The sequence below is a fragment of the Streptomyces sp. NPDC093085 genome, from assembly GCF_040683935.1.
Taxonomy (GTDB): Bacteria; Actinomycetota; Actinomycetes; order Streptomycetales; family Streptomycetaceae; genus Streptomyces.
Window position 1 is genome coordinate 263,180 of record NZ_JBFBFB010000005.1, and the last position, 20,886, is coordinate 284,065.

20 protein-coding genes are annotated in these 20,886 nt (G+C 72.2%); 10 read left to right on the plus strand and 10 right to left on the minus strand.

Translation table 11 applies throughout. From position 1 onward, the window contains the following. Together AB0O07_RS17680 and AB0O07_RS17685 are read right to left on the minus strand one after the other, a co-directional pair. Entirely contained in the window at window positions 1–1,023 is a 1,023-nt protein-coding gene (locus tag AB0O07_RS17680; RefSeq protein WP_365634269.1) for a pyridoxal-phosphate dependent enzyme, read from the minus strand. A gap of 257 nt (window positions 1,024–1,280) precedes the next feature. Then, window positions 1,281–1,859, minus strand: a complete 579-nt coding sequence (locus AB0O07_RS17685; RefSeq protein ID WP_365633722.1) for a helix-turn-helix domain-containing protein — start codon at window positions 1,857–1,859, stop codon at window positions 1,281–1,283. 319 nt (window positions 1,860–2,178) lie between these two features. Here AB0O07_RS17685 and AB0O07_RS17690 point away from each other — a divergent pair, with 319 nt between their 5' ends. The 4 genes from AB0O07_RS17690 to AB0O07_RS17705 all read left to right on the plus strand — a co-directional run bounded on the left by AB0O07_RS17690 (window position 2,179) and on the right by AB0O07_RS17705 (window position 7,436). Further along, complete coding sequence (locus AB0O07_RS17690; RefSeq protein ID WP_365633725.1) at window positions 2,179–3,060, plus strand: SDR family oxidoreductase; 882 nt, start codon at window positions 2,179–2,181, stop codon at window positions 3,058–3,060. Between the two features lie 180 nt (window positions 3,061–3,240). After that, window positions 3,241–4,224 (plus strand): STM4015 family protein, encoded by a 984-nt coding sequence (locus tag AB0O07_RS17695; RefSeq protein WP_365633728.1) that lies wholly within the window; start codon window positions 3,241–3,243, stop codon window positions 4,222–4,224. Between the two features lie 147 nt (window positions 4,225–4,371). Next, window positions 4,372–5,760 carry a hypothetical protein gene (locus AB0O07_RS17700; RefSeq protein WP_365633730.1) on the plus strand — a complete coding sequence of 463 codons (1,389 nt, stop codon included), beginning with the start codon at window positions 4,372–4,374 and terminating at the stop codon, window positions 5,758–5,760. Window positions 5,761–5,996: 236 nt separating this feature from the next. Next, window positions 5,997–7,436, plus strand: coding sequence for an MFS transporter (locus tag AB0O07_RS17705; protein ID WP_365634271.1), 1,440 nt, complete (start codon window positions 5,997–5,999; stop codon window positions 7,434–7,436). A 93-nt stretch (window positions 7,437–7,529) separates the two neighbouring features. On the opposite strand, the gene AB0O07_RS17710 is transcribed toward AB0O07_RS17705, so the two are convergent. From AB0O07_RS17710 to AB0O07_RS17720, 3 genes are all read right to left on the minus strand, one after another. Further along, window positions 7,530–8,006 carry a GNAT family N-acetyltransferase gene (locus tag AB0O07_RS17710; RefSeq protein ID WP_365633733.1) on the minus strand — a complete coding sequence of 159 codons (477 nt, stop codon included), beginning with the start codon at window positions 8,004–8,006 and terminating at the stop codon, window positions 7,530–7,532. Then, window positions 8,003–8,737 carry a class I SAM-dependent methyltransferase gene (locus AB0O07_RS17715; protein ID WP_365633736.1) on the minus strand — a complete coding sequence of 245 codons (735 nt, stop codon included), beginning with the start codon at window positions 8,735–8,737 and terminating at the stop codon, window positions 8,003–8,005. The genes AB0O07_RS17710 and AB0O07_RS17715 overlap by 4 nt, the downstream gene beginning before the upstream one ends. A gap of 155 nt (window positions 8,738–8,892) precedes the next feature. After that, window positions 8,893–9,333, minus strand: a complete 441-nt coding sequence (locus AB0O07_RS17720; protein ID WP_365633739.1) for a hypothetical protein — start codon at window positions 9,331–9,333, stop codon at window positions 8,893–8,895. Window positions 9,334–9,563: 230 nt separating this feature from the next. Between AB0O07_RS17720 and AB0O07_RS17725 the strand changes: the two genes are divergently transcribed. Next, the gene (locus tag AB0O07_RS17725; RefSeq protein WP_365633742.1) at window positions 9,564–10,859 is read left to right on the plus strand and encodes a helix-turn-helix transcriptional regulator; all 1,296 of its coding nucleotides are present in this window, start codon (window positions 9,564–9,566) and stop codon (window positions 10,857–10,859) included. Between the two features lie 53 nt (window positions 10,860–10,912). Here the strand turns inward: AB0O07_RS17725 and AB0O07_RS17730 are convergent, their stop codons facing one another. Continuing rightward, entirely contained in the window at window positions 10,913–11,905 is a 993-nt protein-coding gene (locus AB0O07_RS17730; RefSeq protein ID WP_365633745.1) for an aminoglycoside phosphotransferase family protein, read from the minus strand. Between the two features lie 34 nt (window positions 11,906–11,939). On the opposite strand from AB0O07_RS17730, the gene AB0O07_RS17735 reads away from it, so the two are divergent. Continuing rightward, window positions 11,940–12,665 carry a rhomboid-like protein gene (locus AB0O07_RS17735; RefSeq protein WP_365634274.1) on the plus strand — a complete coding sequence of 242 codons (726 nt, stop codon included), beginning with the start codon at window positions 11,940–11,942 and terminating at the stop codon, window positions 12,663–12,665. A 67-nt stretch (window positions 12,666–12,732) separates the two neighbouring features. Further along, the gene (locus AB0O07_RS17740) at window positions 12,733–13,392 is read left to right on the plus strand and encodes a helix-turn-helix domain-containing protein (RefSeq protein WP_365633749.1); all 660 of its coding nucleotides are present in this window, start codon (window positions 12,733–12,735) and stop codon (window positions 13,390–13,392) included. 135 nt (window positions 13,393–13,527) lie between these two features. Here the strand turns inward: AB0O07_RS17740 and AB0O07_RS17745 are convergent, their stop codons facing one another. The 3 genes from AB0O07_RS17745 to AB0O07_RS17755 all read right to left on the minus strand — a co-directional run bounded on the left by AB0O07_RS17745 (window position 13,528) and on the right by AB0O07_RS17755 (window position 17,174). After that, the gene (locus AB0O07_RS17745) at window positions 13,528–14,526 is read right to left on the minus strand and encodes a sugar phosphate isomerase/epimerase (RefSeq protein WP_365633752.1); all 999 of its coding nucleotides are present in this window, start codon (window positions 14,524–14,526) and stop codon (window positions 13,528–13,530) included. Between the two features lie 163 nt (window positions 14,527–14,689). Beyond that, window positions 14,690–15,931, minus strand: a complete 1,242-nt coding sequence (locus AB0O07_RS17750; RefSeq protein WP_365633754.1) for a Gfo/Idh/MocA family oxidoreductase — start codon at window positions 15,929–15,931, stop codon at window positions 14,690–14,692. Between the two features lie 244 nt (window positions 15,932–16,175). Further along, entirely contained in the window at window positions 16,176–17,174 is a 999-nt protein-coding gene (locus AB0O07_RS17755) for a substrate-binding domain-containing protein (RefSeq protein WP_365633757.1), read from the minus strand. Window positions 17,175–17,373: 199 nt separating this feature from the next. On the opposite strand from AB0O07_RS17755, the gene AB0O07_RS17760 reads away from it, so the two are divergent. Beyond that, entirely contained in the window at window positions 17,374–18,531 is a 1,158-nt protein-coding gene (locus AB0O07_RS17760; RefSeq protein WP_365633759.1) for a LacI family DNA-binding transcriptional regulator, read from the plus strand. 140 nt (window positions 18,532–18,671) lie between these two features. On the opposite strand, the gene AB0O07_RS17765 is transcribed toward AB0O07_RS17760, so the two are convergent. Next, entirely contained in the window at window positions 18,672–19,343 is a 672-nt protein-coding gene (locus AB0O07_RS17765; protein ID WP_365633762.1) for a TetR/AcrR family transcriptional regulator, read from the minus strand. Window positions 19,344–19,512: 169 nt separating this feature from the next. Here AB0O07_RS17765 and AB0O07_RS17770 point away from each other — a divergent pair, with 169 nt between their 5' ends. Both AB0O07_RS17770 and AB0O07_RS17775 read left to right on the plus strand, forming a co-directional pair. Further along, on the plus strand, window positions 19,513–20,316 hold the full coding sequence (locus AB0O07_RS17770; protein WP_365633766.1) for an SDR family oxidoreductase: 804 nt from the start codon (window positions 19,513–19,515) through the stop codon (window positions 20,314–20,316). Between the two features lie 165 nt (window positions 20,317–20,481). After that, window positions 20,482–20,685 (plus strand): antitoxin, encoded by a 204-nt coding sequence (locus tag AB0O07_RS17775; protein WP_365633769.1) that lies wholly within the window; start codon window positions 20,482–20,484, stop codon window positions 20,683–20,685. The last annotated feature ends 201 nt before the right edge of the window (window positions 20,686–20,886 follow it).

Below are 20,886 nucleotides of genomic sequence, written 5' to 3' on the forward strand. Positions count from 1 at the left end.
TCACCCCGCGCCGGTCCAGCGGCGATAGGCGGTCATGTCGACGTTGCCGCCACAGAGGACGGTGACCACATGGCGGCCGGCGAAGCGGTCGCGGTCTTCGAGGAGCGCGGCGACGCCGAGCGCGGCCGACGGCTCGACGACGAGGCCCGCATGGTCGAGGAGGAGCCGCATGGCGGCGACGATCGACGCCTCCCGGACCAGGACGGCGTCGTCGGCGACCAGGAGGAGATCGTCCAGGACGGCCGGGATGGGGTACCGGCCCGCGACGCCGTCGGCGATGGTGTCGGTCGCGTCGGTGGTGACGATACGGCGCCGGTGCCACGACCGGGTCAGCGCCGGGGCGCCCAGCGGCTGGACGCAGACCACTTCGATGTGGGGCGCCAGGTCCTTCATCACGTGTCCCACACCGGTGGCCAGCGCACCGCCGCCGAGCGCGAGCAGGACGGCGTCGAAGGGCGGTGAGGGATGCGAGGGATACGGTTGATGCGGGGGATGCGGGGGATGCAGGGGTTCCCGTGAGGGCAGCAGCTCCAGGCCGATGGTGGCCGCGCCCTCGCAGGTCTCGATGTCGAGGCTGTCCTCGACCAGCCGGATGCCGTCGTACCGCGCGATGGCCGCCGCCCGTTCGCGTGCCGCCTCGTGGTCGCCGTCGACCAGTTCCAGCCGGGCGCCCAGCGCGCGGATGGAGTCGAGCTTCGCCGGTGTCGCGCGGCGGGCGGCCACGACGGTCACGTCGAGCCCCCGGCGCCGCCCCGACCAGGCGAGGGCCTGGCCGAGGTTGCCCGCGCTGGCGCACACGACGGCGCGCGGCCCGTTCTCGTACGCCCCCTCCCCGGCCGACCAGTTCTCCCCCGCGAGCCGGTTCGCGATGACCTCGGTGCCACGGGCCTTGAAGCTCCGTACCGGATTCGCCGTTTCGAGCTTGACGCTCACCGCGCACCCCAGGGCGGGCTCCAGCGCCTCGCAGCGGTACAGCGGGGTGTCGAGGAAGACCGGGTCGATCACCCGGCGGGCCGCCCGGATCCGGGCGGTGTCGAGGCGCGTCCCGGGTACGCCACGGATCTCAGACACGGCACGGAAGCGTAGCGCCGGATCGGGAGGACCGGAACAGGAGAACCGGAGCAGGGGTGCAGGAGCAGAAGGGGCGGAGCAGGAGGGGCGGTAGGGCGGGAGAGGCGGTAGGGCGGGAGGGGATCGGGGCCTCTCGCCCTCAGGCGGGGCCCTTGGCCTCATACGGCCCTCATACGACCCCCATACGGCCCGTATGCGGCTCCCGGCCGTCAACCCAACGACGCGCTCGCCACCCGTAGTTCGTCCAGAGCCGCCAGCAGCAGCCCGGCCAGCTCGCCCTCCTCGGCCCGGCCGCCCTCCGACCAGGCGGCGAAGCCGCGTTTGAAGGCGAGGAGGCCCAGTTCGCTCGCGAGGGCCGCCGTCGGGTCCGGGACGCCGCGCGCGACCAGGGCCGCGGTCATCGCGGCCGCCAGGCTGACGCTCTTGAGGGCGTCGCGCTGCTGGAGTTCGGTGCTGGCGGCCACGGCCGCCTTCAGGCGGGGGGCCAGCTCACGGTTGAGGGGGCCCATCGCCGTCGACGCGCGTACGAGCCCGGCGGCGACCAGATCCAGCGGGCGGGCGTCGGCGGGCGCCTCCGCGATGCCCTCGGTCAGGAGCGCGCTCAGGGTCTCCTGGCCGGCCACCAGCAGCTCGCGCTTGTCGGGGAAGTACCGGAAGAAGGTGCTCTTGGTGACCCCGGCGCGCTCCGCGATCTGCGCGACCGTCGTGGCGTCGTAACCCTGCTCGGTGAAGAGGTCGACGGCGGCCACGACAAGGCGTTCGCGCGCTCCCGGTTCCCATCTCCCCATGGCCCCATCCTAAATGCGGCCTGCACGACACCCGAGGCCCGTACAGCCCACGCAGCCCGCACGGCGCCCGAGGCCTGCGGAACCCACGCGACCCACGCGACCCACACGGCCCGCACAGTCCACAGCACCCACGCACCCCACGTGCCTCATGTGCCCCATGTTCCCCATGTGCCCCACACATCCCATGCAGCGCGCGGGGCCCGCACACCCCACGGAGCCCGCCCAAGTGACGGGACACCTGTCCCATCACCCCGCTCACTCCTGTACGGTGAAGTGACGGGACAAAGGTCCCGTCACTTCACCGCCCCTGGAGGGCTCCATGCGTGTTTTCGTCACCGGCGGCACCGGTCTGATCGGCTCCGCCGTCCTCGCCGAACTGCTCGGCACCGGCCACACCGTCCTCGCTCTCGCCCGCTCCGACGCCTCGGCGAAGGCCGCCGAGGCGGCCGGGGCCGAGCCGCTGCGGGGCTCCCTCGCCGATCTGGAGACCCTGCGCACCGGCGCCGCCCGGACCGACGGGGTCGTCCATCTCGCCTTCCGCAACGACTTCAGCAGCCCCGAGGCCCTCGCGGACGCGGTCGCGGAGGAGAGCGCCGCCATCGCCGCCATCGGCGAGGAACTCGTCGGCAGCGACCGGCCGTTCGTCACCGTCTCGGGAACGCCCCACACCCCGGGACGCCCTTCCACCGAGGCCGACCCGGTGCCCACCGAGGGGCCGGTCGGCGGGCGCGGGCGGGCGGTCACCGGGGCCCTGGAGCTGGCCTCGCGCGGGGTCCGGAGTTCGGCCGTACGGCTGCCCCGCACCGTCCACCGCGAGGGCACCGGCGGGTTCGCGGGCCTGCTCACGAACATCGCGCGCGACAGCGGCGTCTCCGGCTACCCGGGCGACGGCACCCAGCGCTGGCCGGCCGTGCACGCGCTCGACGCGGCGGTCCTCTTCCGGCTCGCCCTGGAACGGGCCGAGGCCGGTACGTCCTGGCACGCCGTGGCCGACGAGGGGGACGCGGTGCGCGACATCGCGGAGGTCATCGGGGAACGGCTCGGGGTGCCGGTCGCGTCGGTGCCGACGGAGACGTACGGGCCCCTCGGCCCGATCTTCGCCGCCGACCAGCCCTCCTCCAGCGCCCACACCCGGCGGACCCTCGGCTGGGAGCCCCGGCACCCCGGCCTGCTGGCGGAGCTGGCGACCATCCGCCGCTGATCCGCCGCCCACCCCGCACCTGCCCCCTGCCCCTCTCCCTCGTTCCCCTCACCTGACCTGCGGAGACGGGGGATTGTCAGAGGCGGCTGGTAGAAAAATGAGGCCGGCCGGTCGTCCACGCATCCGTCCGCGTCCGTTCCGTCAGCGTGCTGGTGTGTCAGGAGTGTCAGGAGCCCCACCGTGTCGTACGTACGCCATGTCGAGCAGTTCCACGGGCTGCCCGCGTTCACCTACTCCCCCTATATCGAGCCCGGGGATCTGCCGGATCCCGGCTCCGTGGCCTGGCGGCTGCGGTGTCCCGAGGAGCCGTACGAGTCCGATTACGCGGGCCGGGTGGAGGAGTACTGGGCGCGCTTCGTCGCGTCGGTCGAGCTGGAGCGGGTGCGGGCGCTGATCTTCGGGGCCCCCTGGTGGGGGCCGGGCGGCGGCCTCCCGGACGAAGCACTCTTCGCCGTCGGCCCCCGGCTGACCGCCCTGGAGGCGCTCTTCCTGAGCGACCTGGAGGACGACGAGGCGATGATCTCCACGATCTTCCTGGGCGACCTCGCACCGTATCTGGAGGCCTTCCCCGCCCTGCGCGAGCTGGCCGTACGGGGCGGGGAGGGCCTGCGGTTCCCGGCGGCGGGCCATGGGGCGCTGCGGGCGCTGCGCGTCGAGTCGGGCGGGCTGCCCCCGGAGGCCGCGCGGCAGATCGCCGCCGCCGAACTCCCCTCGCTGGAGCGGCTGGAGCTCTGGCTCGGCGACGAGGAGTACGGCGGCGGGACCACGCCCGGGGATCTCGCCCCGCTGCTCAGGGGCGAGGGCAAGCCGGCCCTGCGTCACCTGGGCATCCAGAACAGCCCGGACCAGGACGCGTTCGCCGCCGCGCTGGCCGCCGCGCCGGTGGTGGCCCGGCTCGACTCGCTGAGCCTGTCCATGGGCGCGCTCACCGATACGGGCGCGGCGGCCCTGCTGGACGGCCGGCCCCTGGCCCACCTGCGGGAGCTGGACCTCTCGCACCACTTTCTGAGCCACGCCATGATGGTGCGCCTCTGGACCGAGCTGGAACCGGCCGGCGTACGGGTGGAGCTGGGCGCCCGGCGGGAGCCGGAGGAGTACGGGGAGGGCGAGGACGTCCCGGAGTGGGATGACGAGCCCGGCCGGTACATAGCCGTCGCCGAGTGACACCTCCGGGGCCCCTGTGCTCAGCGGCCCCGCTCCCGCATGACCCCCGCCCGGACCCCGGTCCCGCGTACGCCCGCCCGGTCCGCGTGATGCCCCTGCCCGTTCCGTGCAACGCCCGGCTCCACCCCACTTCCGAAGGGCCGCACCATGTTCGATCCGCCCGCGACCGAGGACCCGGACTCGCTCCGGATCGCCAGCCGCAACCTCAATGCCCGCTTCCCCTGGCTCCCCACGGACCAGCGGGTCCCGTACGGGCATGTGCTGAACGCCGCCGCCCAGCTCGGATGGCGCCCCGCCGATGTCGTCGCGCGCCTGACGGAGCTGGGGTACGCGGACATCGAGCCTCCGGGGACCCGGCTGCCCGAGGCCGTCGCCCCGGACGACATCCCCCTGCTCCGGGACGTGGGCGCGCGGTACACCCCGGCGTGGCTGGAGAGCGGCGGGCCGGTCGGCCTGCGCCAAGTCCTCGAAACGGCGGGGGTGTCGGACCGGGCCCCGGCGGAGGTGGCGCGGCGCCTGAGCGCCCTGGGGTACCGGCTCGGGACCGGCTCCGGCGGCGAGGGCGGAGAGGGCGGTGACGGTGGTACGTCGCTGCCCGAGACCCCGCACCGGGGTGACGTCGTCCTGATCAGCCTGCGGCGCGGCCGGAACGCGCAGTGGCTGGACTGGGGGGACGAGGTGCCCGCGTACCAGGTGCTGCGGGCGGCCCAGGAGCTGCGGTGCGCTCCGTACTCCGCCGCCACACGCCTGCGCGCCCTCGGCCTCCGGCTGCCGTACGCCCCCGCCCCCGAGGACGACGACATCCTCAGGACGCGGACCGGGCCCCCGGGCGGGAACGGGGACCCGGCCGACAGCGCGCGCCGGGCCGACGGCAACGACCATGGCAACGACCACGGCAACGGCAACGGCGACGGCTGGTGCTACGGGGCCCCGGCGGCGGGGCATGTGCTCGTCGTCGCGCGGGAGACCGGGCGCCCGGTGGCTGCCGTGCTGGCCCGGATGGCGGAGCTGGGCTGTGCGCTGCCCGTCGTACCGGACCCTGCGCAAGCCGATGACCTGGTCATCCTCAGCGAGCGGCTGGACGGCCGGGCCCCCTGGCTGGTGCCGAACACCGTGGTCGGGCTCTCCCCGCTCCATATCCTCCGCGCGGCCCTCGCGACCGGGCGGCCCCCGGCCGACATCGCCGGGCGGCTGACCGGGCTCGGCCACTGGGTGCACGAGAACGTCCGGCTGCCCGAGACCGCCGAAGCCGAGGACGTACGGCTGCTGGAGACGGTCGACCGCTCGTTCCTCGACACCGTGCACCTGGAGCACGTGCTGCGGAGCGCGAGCCTGACGGGGTGGAGTCCGGCGGAGGTCGCGGCACGGCTGACCGCGTTCGGCCACCGGCTCCCTGACGAGGTGGCGTACCCGGAGATACGCCCGGCCGGGGCTCGGCCGGCCCCCGGCCGGGGCTCGGCCGGCCCCCGGCCGGCCCATGACCCCATAGCTGACCCCATGACTGACCCCATAGCTGACCCCGTAACTGCCCCGTAGCTGCCCCCATAGCCCCGGGCCTGGAGGGACCACTCCCCCCTCCAACAGGCGAATGCACCCGATTCATGGTCTTCTGTCCGGGTGTCGCGGTCGGGGAAGCGCGACCAGGGATCGGAACCGAGACCAGGAAGAGTGCGATGAGCGACCCGGCGACGCCCGGGGCCGCCGGCGGGCGGCCCGGTACCTCCGATACGGACCCCGAGGTCCACCGCTGGTGGGGGCTCGCGGTCATCGCGATGGCCCAGCTCATGGTCGTGCTGGACGCCACCATCGTGAATATCGCCCTGCCCTCCGCCCAGCGCGAGCTGGGGCTGAGCAACGGCAACCGGCAGTGGGTGATCACCGCGTACACCCTCGCCTTCGGCGGTCTGCTGCTGCTCGGGGGCCGGATCGCCGACCGGGTCGGCCGTAAGCGCACCTTCATCGTCGGCCTCATCGGCTTCGCCGCCGCCTCCGCGCTGGGCGGCGCCGCCCAGAATCCGTCCATGCTCTTCGCGGCGCGCGCCCTCCAGGGCATGTTCGCCGCCGTGCTCGCGCCCTCCGCGCTCTCCCTGCTCACCACCACCTTCAGCGACGGCCGCGAGCGCGCGAAGGCGTTCGGCATCTACAGCGCCATCGCGGGCGGCGGGGCCGCGATCGGGCTGCTGCTGGGCGGCGTACTGACCGAGTTCCTGTCCTGGCGCTGGTGTCTGTACGTGAACGTGCCGATCGCGGTGCTCGCCGTCACCGGAGCGTTGACGCTGCTGCACGACCGGGCCGGGCACAAGGAGTCGCGCCTCGACATCCCGGGCGTCGTGCTCGGCTGCGGCGGGCTGGTCGCGCTGGTCTACGGATTCAGTGAGGCCGAGTCGTCGGGCTGGTCGTCGCCGCTGGTCATCGGGTTGCTCTGCGGCGCCGTGCTGATGCTGGCGGTGTTCGCGCGGTGGCAGACGCGCGCGCCGAGCCCGCTGCTGCCGCCGCATGTCATCCGGAACCGCAACCGGGGCGGGGCGGTGCTCACGATGTGCCTGACGACGATCGGCATGTTCGGGCTGTTTCTGTTCATGACGTTCTTCCTCCAGAACGTGCTCGGTTACTCGCCGCTCAGAACGGGGCTGGCCTTCCTGCCCATGAGCACGGTGATCGTCCTCGGGTCGACGCAGATCGCCGCCCGGCTGCTCCCCTCCGTACCGCCGCGCCTGCTCATGGGCCCGGGGCTGCTGCTCGCCGCGGGCGGCCTTTTCAGCCTCACGTTCATCGACACGCACTCCAGCTACCTGGGCCATATCCTCCCCGGCACGCTGCTGCTCGGCCTCGGGATGGGGCTGACGTTCCTGCCCGTCATGTCGGTCGCCACGGCCGGGGTGGCGCCGAAGGACTCCGGGGTGACCTCAGCGACCGTCAACACGGCGCAGCAGGTCGGCGGCTCCATCGGTACGTCGCTGCTGAACACGGTGGCGACCACCAGCACCACCGCGTACCTGACCGACCGCCTGGCCCGGGCGTCGGCCACCGGCACACTCACCCCGGCGCAGCGGACGGCCCTGGTGAACACCGGCACGGTCCACGGCTTCACCGTCGCCATCGGCTGGGCGGCCCTGATCCTGGTGGCGGCGTCGCTCCTGGCCATGACCCTGGTCACGGCACGCGCCCCGAGCCGGGGCGAGCGGACGGCACCGGAGTCCGTCCCCACATGAGCGCCTTGCCACCGGGGGCTCCCGCCTCCCCGGTGGCCGTACCCGGCCGGGTCAGCCGCCCCGGGTCAGCCGGGCCGGGTCAGCCGGGCCGGGTCAGCCGCCCGTGCCGAGGTTCTTCAGGGCGTCATCGGTGAGGCGGTACACGGTCCAGCCGTCCTGAGGGCGGGCGCCCAGGGAGCGGTAGAAGGCGATCGACGGTTCGTTCCAGTCGAGAACGGACCACTCCAGGCGCTGGTAGCCGCGTTCCACACAGATACGGGCCAGTTCGGTCAGCAGGGCCTTGCCATGACCCGCCCCCCGGCTGGTGGGGCGTACATACAGGTCCTCCAGATATACGCCGTGGACACCGCGCCAGGTGGAGAAGGCGAGGAACCAGAGGGCGAACCCGACCGGGTCCCCGTTCTCGTCCTCGGCCACGTGCCCGAAAACGGCGGGACGCTCCCCGAAAAGGGCCTCGTGAAGCTGCTCCTCGGTCGCCCGCGCCTCGTGCAGGGCCTTCTCGTACTCGGCCAGCTCCCGGATCATCGCGTGGATCACGGGTACGTCGGCGGGGGTCGCGGTACGGATCATCCCGCCAGCATGCCCGCTTCCCCCGTCAGCGCGCCAGCAGTGCCCGGGCGATGGATGTCTGTGGGGGCGTGGGCGCGCACCAGGAGCGTGCCCAGAAGTCCCGGTTCCGGGGCCTGGAGGACCTGGGCGTCGATGTCGGTGAAGCCGTGCCTCTTGAGGATGTCGGCCCACGTCTCGGGGGCGTACTGCCAACGAAGTACGGTCAGTTCGCGCTCGCGGCCTTCGAGCCACCTGCCCCGCATCTGCTGAGGTCCGTAGGAACCGGCGGCTGGTTCGGCCTGCGAGAACGCGAAGACCCCGCCGGGAGCCAGGCGCTTGAAGACGCACGGCAACAGGTCTTCGGGGTCCGTGAACCACATGGCCCCCCATACCGAATAGATCGCGTCGTACTGGGCAGAGGTCGACGCGAGGTAGGCGCATGCCTCGCCCTGGACGAAGGAGAGCCCGGGGACCTCCTTCCACCAGGCACGAGCGCGTTCGACCTGGACCGGGGAGAAGTCGACACCGGTCACCTCACCACCCTGGCGGGCCAGGTGGGCTGCCTCCTTGCCCTGCGCCGGCCCGAGTTCCAGCGCATGGCGAGGGTGGCCGAGGACTTCGGCCCCGGGGCCGTGCCCGGGGTACTGCGTCCAGTCGAACCGTTCGGCCTGCGGAGCCGGCTGGACGCCCTCCCCCTTGAAGGGCTTGTACGTGTCCCAGTATTCGGCCGGTGTCATGGGCGCGTGGGGCATGAAGCTCCTCGGGAGGGTGGAGTGACCGGTGTCCGTGGAGCTGGACACCGTACCGGCGCTCCCTCCCGCACGTCCCCGAATGACACCACCTCACCGGATGCGCACGCGAAGGGCCCGGAAGCGTTCGTGACGCCCCCGGGCCCGACCGGTTCGGATCAGTGGCAGTTCGCCCCCGGACTGCACGGCCCGCACTTGCCGTAGTCCCGCTCCCAGAGCTTCCAGTCCACGGCGAAGCCCGCGTCCGCGATGATCTGAGCAGTGCGTTCCACCGAGCCGTCGTGCTTGAACTCGATCTCCGGGATGTGCTCCAGGAACTTGCCGTCGAAGTGCTCGGCGCAGAACTCGCGGTAGTTCTTCGTGTCCAGGATGAAGACGTGGACCGCCAGGTCGACCAGGCGGCCACAGCACATCTCCAGACCCTGACCCCACTTCTCCATGGCCGTGATCAGATACGAGACCGCCGCGCCGAACAGCCGGTCGGCCATCACCTCGTCCACCGGATGATCCCGCATCAGGAGCCGGATCTCCCGGTCCCACACCTCGCGCTTCACATAGTCCCGGGAGTCTCGGACCTTGGTCTCTGCCGCTGCCGTCATGCTGTCCTCCGTCGTGTCGTCGTGGGCTCTGTGCCCCGAGCGGGCCCGTATTCGTACGACACCACTGGCTGACGGCCGGCAGTGGTCAACAACCCAACCATGCATGCCTTTTGCAGGTTCTGCACGCGCCGTCGACGCCCCTTCGCACGCTCGCTACCGTTGAGGCCCGGCCCCGGCGACGGGGTCTCCCCTGATCGAGCGGGACCGAGAGCTCGGGGAAGGGCGACGCGATGCGCACCGTGGACCCGCTGTGGAACTCCGTCCAGGCCCGTACGCTCGTCGCCCGCCAGGACCCCGGCGGGCTCATCCGCATGGGCCGAGTCGGCCGAGGATGGCGGCAAGCCGACCTCGGGAGACGCCTGGGCTGCTCCGCCTCCACTGTCTCCCGGATGGAGCAGCGCGGCAGCCGAACCACTGACCTGCGCCTCCTGCGTCAGGCTGCCCATGAGGTCGGTGTGCCACCGCAGGTCTTGAGTGCGGCACTCGGATTGAACATGCTCCAAGCCACTAGAGTGACGGCCGATGGTCCACGTTGCGCCAAGGAGGACCCTATGCGCCGCCGGACACTGCTCGCGGCCGCCGGGCTCGCGGCCCCCGCCCAGCTTCTCGCCGGCGTGGACGACGCCTTGGCGATCACGCCCGCCCCCACGGGTTCGGCCGTACCGCTTGACACCCGCCTCGCACGGGCACGCTCCCTCTTCGACGCGGGCAGGCACACTGATCTCCTCGAATCGCTGCCGGGGCTTCTCGCCGACGCCCACGACGCCGCCCGGTCCCGGAGCGACCTCGCACACGCCCGCCTCTCGTCGTGCTACAGCCTGGCCGCCCGGCTCCTGGTCAAGATCGGCCGCTACGACCGGGCCCGCCTCACCGCGGACCGAGCCACCGTCTACGCGGAACTCTCCGGCTCTTCACCGACCGCCGCCGCTGCCGCCCGGGAACTGAGCATCGTCCTGCGCCACCAGGACCAGCCCGACGCCGCCCAGCGTCTGATCCTGAGCGCCGCCGCCAAAGTCGAATCCACGGGGCTGACGACCCCCACTCAGTCGGCCACGTACGCGCAAATGCTCTGTACCACCTCGTACACGGCAGCACGGGCCGGCGACCGGGATCAGGCGCTGGCCATGATCCGCGAGGCATCCCGAGCCGCGCGCAAGATCCCGTGGCAAGTCCCTGCGGGCAGGCCGTTCCCCATCACCCCGGCAGCCGTCCATCTCTACGAGGTCGGTGTTCACTGGGCGTTGGGAGACGCCGGAGCCGCCCTCCAGGCAGGCCGAGCACTGCATCCGGACCAGTTCCCGACCGCCGAACGCAAGGGACGGATGCACACTGATCTCGGCCGTGCATGGTGGCAGTGGGGCAAACCCGAGCAGACAGCCGGCGCGCTGCTTTCCGCCCTGCGGGTCTCCCCCGGAGAGGTCCGCGACCGCCCGGCCATCCGGCAGATCGTCAGTGACCTCTCCATGCGGCACTCGCGGGTGAGCGGGGTCCGCGAGCTGGCCGCAGCGACGGGTGTACGCATCTGACTGGCGGCCGTCTCAGTGAGACGGCCGACGGGGGCTGCGCCCGCTTCCCCCCGTCAGCGCGCCAGCAGGGCTTGGGCGATGGATGTCTCCACGGGGAGTTGTACGGCCCCGGCGTTCTTGTCGCGTAGGCGCCAGAGGAGGTTCTGGAGGACGCGGCCCAGGGTCCAGGCTCTGGCCGCTTCCCGGTCCAGGGCCAGGGTCTCCGTCATCAGGTCGAAGCGCCAGAGGGTGTCGTCGGGGTCGAAGCGGTTGCGCAGTGCGGGGAGGAGTTCGAAGCCCGGGTGGCCCGCGAGGGGTTTCGGGTCGATGGCCAGCCAGGGGGCGCGGTCGGCCGCGAGGACGTTCTCGAAGTGCAGGTCCCAGTGGAGCAGCCGTTCCCCCGGGTCGTCCGCGACCTCCCGCAGCGCCGCCGCGCAGGTCAGGAGCAGCCGCCGCTCGGGGCCCGGCGGTACGGCCGCCGCGCGGGCCGGGGTCTCGGCCAGCAGACGCCGGGCGATGTCTCCGAGACCGCGCAGCCCGGCCGGGGCGGGCACCGCGCCGAGCCGCGCGAGGAGCCCGGCGAGGACGGGGAGGGCGGCGCGCGGCTCCAGGGCGTTCAGGTCGCGGGGGCGCAGACGTTCCAGGAGGAGGGCGGCTATGGCGGGGGCGGGGGCCGCAGCGGAAGTGAGGGCGGCGGTGGGGGCGGGGTTCCTGTTCTGTGTGGGGCTCGTTTTCTGTGCGGGGGGCGTGTCTGTCTCGGGGGGCGCTTCCGTTTCGTAGCGGAGGAGGCGTACGGCGCCCTGGCCGGCCCAGGCGCGGAGGGCCAGCGGTTCTCCGGTGGTCTCCTCGTCCACCTCCTGGAGCTTGAGCATCGCGGGGGTGCCCGTCGCGTCCTCCACCGGGAGCACCAGCGCGCATCTGCCGCTCAGCGAAGGGCCGTCGACCCGCAGCTCCCAGCGGTCCAGCAGGTCCGCCGCGCGGGCCGGCAGGGCCGCGAGGAAGGCCCGGCCGCCGGGGTCGTTCTCGTTCGACCGGGTACGCGCGAACTCCCTCGGAATGTCGATCACGGCTCCGATCCTAGGACCGTGGGTGAATCGCCCCATGCGCCGCTTCCTCCACAGGGTCCACCTGCTCCGTACGGTCCGCGCCTGGGTCGGCCGTGCTCCGGGCACCTATCTCTGGCTGGCCGCGCTCTTCGTCACGACTGTCGCGCTGCACCGGATGTCGCCCGCGTTCGAGGAGCACTTCCTGCGCCAGCGCTCCACCAATATCCACGAGCTGTCCACGGACCCGCTGCGCGTCCTCGTCTCCAGCGCGTTCTGGATCGACGGCGGCACCTGGCTGCCGTATGCCGTCCTCTACACCGTCTTCCACGCCCCGGCCGAGCGGTGGCTCGGGACGCCGCGCTGGCTCGGGGTCGTCGTGCTCGCGCATGTCGGCGCGACGCTGATCAGCGAGGGGGTGCTGGCCTGGGCGGTACGGACCGGGCACGCGCCGCAGGCGGCGGTCGACACGCTGGACATCGGGGTGAGTTACGCGCTGGCCGGGGTGGCCGCCGTCCTCACGTACCGGATTCCGCGCCCCTGGCACCTGCCGTATCTCGGCGCGGTCCTGATCTTCTTCGGTACGCCGCTGGTCATCGGGCGGAGTTTCACCGATCTGGGGCACTTCGCGGCCGTGGTCATCGGCCTCGGCTGCTATCCGCTGACGCGCGGGGCCGGGAAAAACGGAGGAAGCGGAGGAAGAAGAAGCAGAAGAAACAGAGGAAGTGGAGGAAGCGGAGGGGAAAAGGATGTCCTGACGGATCGCCAACTCCGACTACCCTGAACGATCTTATGACCTTGTGGTTCTCGGTAAGTCGGATACCCGGAACATCGGATAATGGAGTGACAGCATGAACGCGGGTCGCACAGCGACGATGCAGCAGCCGGCGCCCGTACGGGCCGGACACCGGCTGGAGCTGGAGATCGCCCGCACCGCCACCGCGGTCTTCGCCGCCAAGGGGGTGGAACGTACCTCCCTCACCGACATAGCGGACGCGGCCGGGATACCGACCAGCCTGCTGTGGGACCGCTTCGCGGCCAAGGAGGACTGCCTCGTGCCGCTCTTCTCGTACGCCACGGAGCGGATCGCCCGGCGGATGGACTCCTGGTCGATGGACCGTCCGCTGATCGACGCGTTCGACGCGTACGAGACCTTCGGGACCGAGGGCGGCGACGGCGGCAACTGGCTGGTGCCGGCGGGCAGCGACGGCGCGGAGCGGCTGGACGCCGCGCTCGACGCGCTGCGGCTGGCGCGCGACGAACCCGTCGTGCACGCGGTCTGGCTCCGCGAGAGCTTCGCGGCGCTGCCGCTGGTCGCGAGCGCGATCGCGGCGCGCGCGGGGCGTTCGCGGCCCGACCTGGACGCGACGGTGCAGGCGGGGATGTTGCTCTCGGCGCTCCAGCTCGCGCTGCGCGAGTACGCGTGGACGCCCCCGGAGGCCCGCCACGCCGACCTCCCGGACACGCTGCTCGAAGCGGTACGGATCGCGATGCGGGGCCTGCCGGCCTGACGGGAGCGGGCGGGGTGGGAGTGGCTCGGGCCCGGTCCTTCCGGAGCCGGGCCCGAGGCGTTCAGCGACGGGTCGGAGGTGTTCGGCGACGGGTCGGAGGTGTTCGGCGACGGGTCGGAGGTGTTCGGCGTCGGGTCAGAGGGCGGAGGCAGCGGTGTGCAGGTTCTTCGCGGCCAGGGCCAGGCCCTCGGTCTGCGAGTACGCCGCGTCCTCGTGCTCGATGTTGACGGCCATGTCGGGGTCGATCTCGGCGAGGGCGCGCAGGAACTCCGTCCAGAAGGGGATGCCGTTGCCGAGGCCGACGGCGACGAACTTCCAGGCGGGGTTCTCCGGCCAGGCGCCGCACCAGAAGCCGTACCCCGTGGGCACCTTGCCCTCGGCGTCGGCGGGCACCCGCGTGAACGAGGTGTCCAGTACGCCGCGGATGTCGACGCCGGGGCAGAGCGTGGCGTCCTTCGCGGCGGCGTGGAAGACCAGCGGGCCGAGCCACTTGACGGAGGCGACGATGTCCATGCCCTGCCACATCAGATGGGAGGGGTCCATCTCGGCGCCGACGTTGGTCAGGGCGCCCTCGTCGACCAGCCTCTTGAGGGTGACGGGCGAGAAGACGACGTTGTGCGGGTGCATCTCGATGGCGACCCGGACGCCGTTCTCCCGGGCGAGGGCGTCGATCTCCTTCCAGAACGCGACGGCGACGCCCCACTGGTAGTCGAGGACGTCCAGGTAGACGCCGTCCCAGGGGTTGACGACCCAGGAGGGGTACGCGGCACCGGGGTCCGAGCCCGGGGTGCCGGACATGGTGACGACGTGCCTCACCCCGAGCAGGCCGGCCAGCCGGATGGTCCGGCGCAGGTCGTCGGCGTGCTTCGGGCCGACGCCCGGGAGCGGGTTGAGCGGGTTGCCGTTGCAGTTCAGGCCGGTCAGCTCCATCCCCCGGTCGGCGAAGACGGCGAGGTACTCCTCGCGGGCCGTGGCGGAGGACAGCAGCAGGTCGACCGGGCAGTGCGGGGAGGGGATGAAGCCGCCGGTGTTGACCTCCACGGAGGTCAGCCCGTTCGCCTTGAGGATGTCGAGTGCCTCGGTGAGGGTGCGGTCGTGGAGACAGGCGGTGTAGGCGCCGAGCTTGAGTGACATGGGGCCGGGTCTTCCCTTCGGTGGCCGGTCGGTTGGGTTGGGGTGGGTTGGTTGGGGTGGGTTGGTTGGGGTGGGCTTCGGTGGGGTTGAGGCGGGTGGGGGGTGAGGCCGGTGGAGGTGAGCTCGGTGGGGGTGAGCTCGGTGGGGGCGGGGTGCGAGGGGGTCAGGCGGTGGGCGGGACCGTTACGGCGGCGCCGTTCCGCCGCGACGAGTCGACGACGGCCTGGATGATCTCCATGGTCCGCAGGGCGTCGGCGAAGGTGGCGCAGGGCGGCAGCGGATCGGCGGCGCCCGCGACCTGGTCGAGGAAGGCGCGCGCCTGGTAGACGAAGTTGTCGGCGTTGGCGGCACCGACCCCGGGTGCCTCCATCGGGACACCGCCAGCGAAGTACGGCAGGTCCGGACCGGCGATGAGCTGACGGGCGCCGCGCGTGCGGGCCTCCGGCTGGGCGTCGTCGAAGAGGTATTCGGCGGGCCGGTGCTGGTCGAAGGCGGCCCGCCCGGCCACGCCCAGCACATCGAAGGCGAGCCCGTTCGGCAGCCCGAACCCGGTGCGCGTCACCGAGAACGTACCGACGAGGCCCGACGCGAAGCGGGCGGTGAAGGAGGCGGTGTCCTCGTTCTCGACCTCGCCGTACTCGTCGGAGACGGGCGCCGCGTTGTGCCCGACGACCGCGCCCAGCGGCAGCGGGCGCTTGGCGATCTGCGTCGACAGCGACGCTCCGGACACCGAGACGATGGGCCCGGCGACGTACTCGGCGGCGTCGATGATGTGGGAGCCGACGTCACCGAGCGCACCGGAGCCGGGACCGCCCTTGAAACGCCAGCTCAGCGGCGACTTCGGGTCGGTCGCGTAGTCGCACCAGTACCGGCCGCCGAACAGGGTGAGGGCGCCCAGCTCGCCACGGTGTACGTGCTCGCGGATCGCGGCGATGGCCGGGGCCCGCCGGAAGGTGTAGCCGACGGCCGTCACGGTGTCGGCGCCCCGCTCCAACTCGGCCATGGCCCGGGCGTCTTCGAGGGATCCGGCGAGCGGCTTCTCGCAGAGGACGTGCTTGCCCGCGGCGACCAGGGCCTCGGCGATCGGCCGGTGCAGCGCGTTGCCGACGACGATGCTGACGGCGTCGATCGTCGGGTCCTCGGCGACCGCCTCCCAGCTCGGCAGCGCCTTCTCGAAGCCGTAGCGGCGGGCGGCGTCCTCACCGAGCGCGATGTTGGCGTCGGCGATCGCGGCCAGCCGCACCGGCGGCAGCCCGGCCCCGAAGACGGTGTTGACGTTGCGGTATCCGGCGGCATGGCTGCGGCCGGCCATACCGGCCCCGATCACCGCGACGGAGAGGGGCTTGGCGGGTGCGGTGGAGGTGGTGGAGGTGGCGGGCGTGCTGGATGCGCTGGATGCGCTCATGGCGGTGCCTTTCGGGGGTCGGGGGATCAGGCCGTGTACGGGCGTACGGAGGTACGGGAAGTACGGGCGTACGGAGGTACGGGAAGTACGGGCGTACGGAGGCACGGGAAGTACGGGCGTACGGAGGTACGGGAAGTACGGGCGTACGGAGGTACGGGCGTACTGGTGCGGGGGGTACGAGCTCGCTGTTGCGGGGCGTACGGCCGTACTGGTGCAGGGCGTACGGGCGTACTGGTCGCCCTCGTCAGCGCGTGCCCTTCACCGCGAACTCCGCGATCCGGGCGACGTTGGACTTGTCGACGAAGGCCGGGCCGGTCAGCACGGGCTGCTCGCCGCCGCCGCTGAAGTTGCCGTTGGTCCGGTACAGCCACAGCGCGTCGACGGCGAGGTATCCCTGGAGGTAGGGCTGCTGGTCGACGGCGAACTGGATGGCGCCGCTCTTGATCCCGGAGACGAGTTCCTTGTTGAGGTCGAAGGTGGCCACCTTCGCCTTTCCGCCCGCCTCCGCCACCGACTCCACGGCCGTCAGCGCGAACGGGGCGCCGAGCGTGACGACTTCGTCGATGGAGGGGTCCTGCTTGAGTTTGGCCGTGATGGTCGACTTCACCGACGGCATGTCGGTGCCGTTGACGTAGAGGGTGTCGGTCGTGCCGCCGAACCCCTTCTTCACGCCGGCGCACCGCTGTTCGAGGTTGACGTCCCCCTGGGTCTGGATGACACAGAGGGTGTGCTCGGCACCGGTGCCGTTGAGCTTGGTGCCCAGCGCCTGTCCGGAGACCGACTCGTCCTGGCCGAAGAACGACAGCAGGCCCTGCCCCTTCCACTCGTCCAGGCCGGCGTTGAGGCCGACGACCGGGATCCCGGCCTTCTCCGCCTTGGCGACCACCGCCTTCAGGGCGTCGGGCTTGGCGAGGGTGACGGCGATGCCGTCGACCTTCTGGTCGATCGCGTTCTGCACCAGGTTCGCCTGGTCGCCCGCGTTCTCGTCGCTGGAGTAGATCAGCTCGATGTTGTCCTTGGCGGCAGCGGCTTGGGCGCCCTTGCGGATGGTGTCCCAGAACGTGTCCCCGGCGGGGGCGTGGGTGACCATCGCGACCGTCATACGGGGGGTGCCGGCCTTGCCTGCGGAGACGTCGCCCGCGGTTTCCTCGGCCTTCTTCCCGCCCTGGGCGCTGGAACAGCCCGCCAGGGTCAGGGCGGCGACAGCGGCCACGGCGGTTATGGCCAGGGGTGTGCGGTTCATGGCGTATGCACCTCGCTGTGCAACGGGAGGGAGAGGGAGGACGGGTGGGGGAGGGGGAGGGGGATGAAGGGAGCGTCCCCGAGTTGGATCATTAGAACAACAGGACAATTTCAAGCGCTTTAAGTCCTGGTACTATCGGCCCCGTCTCGTGGGAGTGTCAAGGGTGTCGTACGAGGCGATGTGCCCCGGGGAGGCAGGCATGGGCGGAGCCGGGACGGGCGAGGCGGAGACGGGCGAAGCCGGGACGGACGGGGGCGGCGCAAGCGGGGCCGCGTACCGAAAGCCCCGGAACGGGGCGCCGAAGCGGCCCCGGCTGGAAGACGTCGCCGCCCGCGTGGGTGTCTCCACGGCCTCGGTCTCGCTGGTGCTCCGTGGCGTGCCGGGGCCGAGCGAGCGGACCCGGCAGCGGGTGCTGCGGGCCGCGGCCGACCTCGGCTACCGCGTCGACCGCACCGCCAGCACGCTCGCCAGCAGGCGCAGCCGGCTGCTCGGGGTCATGGTCGACATCCACAGCCCGTTCCACGCCGACCTGGTCGAGCATCTGCACAGCGCGGCCGAGGAGGTCGGCTACGACCTCGTCCTGAGCACCCTCACCCGCACCCGGGGCGAAGAGGTCGCGGTGGAGACCCTGCTGGCCTTCCGCAGCGAGGCGCTCATCCTGCTCGGTCCGACCATGGCCGCCGACGCGCTCGCCGCGCTCGACGGCAGAGCCCCCGTCATCGCGGTCGGCCGCCGGATCTCCGACGCCGCCGCGCTGGATGTCGTCCGTACGGCGGACGACGACGGCGTGGGCCAGATCGTCGGTCACCTCGTGGGGCTCGGGCACCGCGAGATCGCGTACGTCGACGGCGGCAAGGGGGGCATCGCCGCCGACCGGCGCCGTGGCTACCGTACGGCCATGCGCCGCCACGGCCTCGGCGAGCACATCCGGATCCTGGCGGGCGACAAGACCGAGGCGTCCGGTGAACGCGCCGTCCGCCAGGTCCTCAACAGCCCCCGGCAGGTCCCCAACGGCCCTCGGCAGGTCCCCAACGGCCCCGAGCAGGTCCTCGACAGCCCCCGGCTGCCCACCGCGATCGTCGCGTTCAACGACCAGTGCGCCATCGGCGTCCTCACCGCCCTCGCGCGCGCGGGTCTCGCCGTCCCCGGCGCCGTGTCCGTGGCCGGGTACGACGACGACAAGCTCTCCCGGCTGAGCAGCTTCAACCTGACCACCGTCAGCCAGAACGCCCGGGAGCAGGCCCGGCACGCGGTGACCGCCGCCGTCGAACGCCTCGACCACGGCCGTACCGAGCCCCGGGAAGTCGTCCTCACCCCGCACCTGGTCGTACGCGGTACGACGGCCGCGCCCGCGTGAGTTCCGGGGCAGCCGGCCGGTCAGCCGGGGGCAGCCGATCGGTCAGCCGGTGACAACCGGTCCGTCAGCGGGTGACAGCCGGTCCGTCGGCCGGTGACGGCCGGGGGCAGCCGTCCCCACGGGTACCCGGAACGGTGGCGTCAGCCGCCGGGCGCCCGGAGACCGTCGAGAAGGACGGTCAGCACAGGGCTGTGGTCGTCGTGGCGGTCACGGTCGTCCCGTGCGGGATCGGCCTCAAGTCCCAGTACGCAGCCCGGTACCGCCGCCGCCACCGCCACCACCCCCGTCATCCGCAGCACGTCCTGCCAGGCGAGATCCCGGCGCAGCACCCCCCTGTCCTGGGCGCCGGTGATGACCCTCCGGGTGAGGGCGAGGAGTTCCCCGCGCTGCTCGGCGATGGCGGGGCCGCCGTGTTCGCCGAGGAGGCCGGAGAGGCCCGCGTTCTGCGCGGTGCGCGTGGCCAGGCCGGTGAACAGGAGGGCGAAGCCCTCCCAGGCGTCGTCGCACTCCAGGGCCTGGTGCGCGGTGGCGGTCAGTTCGGTGAGGATGTCGCCCAGTACGGCCGCCATGAGCTGGTCGCGTTCGGGGTAGCGGCGGTAGACGGTGCCCACGCCGACACCGGCCTCCCGCGCGATCTCGTGGTAGCTCACGCCGAGTCCGTGCGTCGCGACGGCGCGGCGCGCCGCCGCGAGGACGCGAGCGGCGTTGCGCCGCGCGTCGACGCGGAGGGGCGCCGCCGGTGTCGCCGTCACGGACGTCGCCGTCGTCACGGACGTCGCCGCCTCCGCCTCCGCACGCACACCTGCACGCACGCCCTCACCCTCACCCTCGCGCTCGGCCTTCATGCCCTCACCCTACCCGGAAGCGGACAACACCTGTCCGCTTCCGGGTACACTCCGAGAGACAGAAACGGACACACCCTGTCCGCTTAGCTCTCGTTGAAGCTCTCGCGAGGACGCGAGGAGAGGAGAGGTGGGGAACATGGCACCCCCGAACGCCACCACCAGAACCACCGGGACCACCGGGACCACCGGAACCGCCGTCGTCACCGGCGGCAGCGAGGGCCTGGGTCTGGCCATCGCCGACGCCTTGGCCCGCGACGGCGCCGACCTGGTCCTCATCGCCCGTAACGCCGACAGACTCCGGGCCGCCGCCGGGGAACTGGCGCGTCACGGCACCGCCGTACGGACGGTCCCGGCCGACCTCTCCGCGCCCGACGCCCCCGCCCGTATCGCCGCGCAGGTCGGAGCGGTGACCGACCGGGTCGACACCCTGGTCAACAACGTCGGCACCGCCCATTTCGCCTCGCTGGCCGAGACCACCGCCGACGCGATGAACACCATGTGGCACCTGAACGTCCAGGTGCCACTGCTGCTGAGCCGGGAGCTGCTGCCCGCCCTCCTGAACGCGCGCGGGAACATCATCAACATCAGCAGTTACTGGGCCCACAAGATGACCGAGGGACGCCACTCGGCCGCGTATTCCGCCACCCGTGGAGCGCTCAACTCCATGACTCTGGCCCTCGCCAACGAACTGGGCCCGCAGAGAGTCCGCGTGAACGCCATCGCCCCCGGCGCGGTCCGCACCCCCACGTACGAACGCGCCTACCTCGCCCCCATGACGGCCGAGCAGCGCGCGGCCCATGACCGGCGCGTCGAGCACACCTATCCCCTGGGGCGCCTGGGCACCGCCGACGACATCGCCGCCGCTGCCGCGTATCTGGCCTCGGCGGAGTGGACGACCGGCACCATCCTCACCGTCGACGGCGGGCTCACCGTCAGGTGAGGGCGGCCGAGTTCTCCGCCGCCCAGCGCCGGAACGCCTGCCCCCAGGGCCCCGGTGAGCCGTTCGGGATCGCATCCCGGCCATACACCCCACTCACCCGCACCGGGGCCGATATGATCCAGTGTTGACCATTGCTTTGGGCAGCTCACACCGGAGGACGCCCCCATGTTTGACGCGTTGAAGGACCTGAAGAACAAGGCCACGGATCTCGCGAGCGAGCACGGCGAGGTGATCGGGACCGGTCTGGAGAAGGTCGCCGACGTCATCGACGACAAGACCGACGGCAAGTACAGCGAGCACCTCGACACCGGGGTCGACAAGGCGAAGGACTTCCTCGGCGGGCTCCAGGAGAAGAAGTCCGACGACTGAGTCGGACGGCTGAGTCGGACGGCTGAGTCGGACGCACGAGTCGGACGCACGAGTCCGACGCACGAGTCCGACGACTGAGTCCGACGACTGAGAGCGCCCCTTCAGCACCCCTTCAGCACCCCCGCAGTCCCCCGCATCCCCCCGCACTCCCCGCCGGCGCCCTCACCTGCCCCGGACTCGAAAGCCCGTACAGCGTCCCCA

Excerpts from the sequence above, each read along its gene's own strand:
- AB0O07_RS17685 (WP_365633722.1), bottom strand. The coding sequence starts at position 1,859 with ATGGGGAGATGGGAACCGGGAGCGCGCGAACGCCTTGTCGTGGCCGCC.
- AB0O07_RS17690 (WP_365633725.1), top strand. The coding sequence starts at position 2,179 with ATGCGTGTTTTCGTCACCGGCGGCACCGGTCTGATCGGCTCCGCCGTC.
- AB0O07_RS17700 (WP_365633730.1), top strand. The coding sequence starts at position 4,372 with ATGTTCGATCCGCCCGCGACCGAGGACCCGGACTCGCTCCGGATCGCC.
- AB0O07_RS17705 (WP_365634271.1), top strand. The coding sequence starts at position 5,997 with ATGGCCCAGCTCATGGTCGTGCTGGACGCCACCATCGTGAATATCGCC.
- AB0O07_RS17710 (WP_365633733.1), bottom strand. The coding sequence starts at position 8,006 with ATGATCCGTACCGCGACCCCCGCCGACGTACCCGTGATCCACGCGATG.
- AB0O07_RS17715 (WP_365633736.1), bottom strand. The coding sequence starts at position 8,737 with ATGCCCCACGCGCCCATGACACCGGCCGAATACTGGGACACGTACAAG.
- AB0O07_RS17720 (WP_365633739.1), bottom strand. The coding sequence starts at position 9,333 with ATGACGGCAGCGGCAGAGACCAAGGTCCGAGACTCCCGGGACTATGTG.
- AB0O07_RS17725 (WP_365633742.1), top strand. The coding sequence starts at position 9,564 with ATGCGCACCGTGGACCCGCTGTGGAACTCCGTCCAGGCCCGTACGCTC.
- AB0O07_RS17735 (WP_365634274.1), top strand. The coding sequence starts at position 11,940 with ATGCGCCGCTTCCTCCACAGGGTCCACCTGCTCCGTACGGTCCGCGCC.
- AB0O07_RS17740 (WP_365633749.1), top strand. The coding sequence starts at position 12,733 with ATGAACGCGGGTCGCACAGCGACGATGCAGCAGCCGGCGCCCGTACGG.
- AB0O07_RS17745 (WP_365633752.1), bottom strand. The coding sequence starts at position 14,526 with ATGTCACTCAAGCTCGGCGCCTACACCGCCTGTCTCCACGACCGCACC.
- AB0O07_RS17750 (WP_365633754.1), bottom strand. The coding sequence starts at position 15,931 with ATGAGCGCATCCAGCGCATCCAGCACGCCCGCCACCTCCACCACCTCC.
- AB0O07_RS17755 (WP_365633757.1), bottom strand. The coding sequence starts at position 17,174 with ATGAACCGCACACCCCTGGCCATAACCGCCGTGGCCGCTGTCGCCGCC.
- AB0O07_RS17760 (WP_365633759.1), top strand. The coding sequence starts at position 17,374 with ATGGGCGGAGCCGGGACGGGCGAGGCGGAGACGGGCGAAGCCGGGACG.
- AB0O07_RS17770 (WP_365633766.1), top strand. The coding sequence starts at position 19,513 with ATGGCACCCCCGAACGCCACCACCAGAACCACCGGGACCACCGGGACC.
- AB0O07_RS17775 (WP_365633769.1), top strand. The coding sequence starts at position 20,482 with ATGTTTGACGCGTTGAAGGACCTGAAGAACAAGGCCACGGATCTCGCG.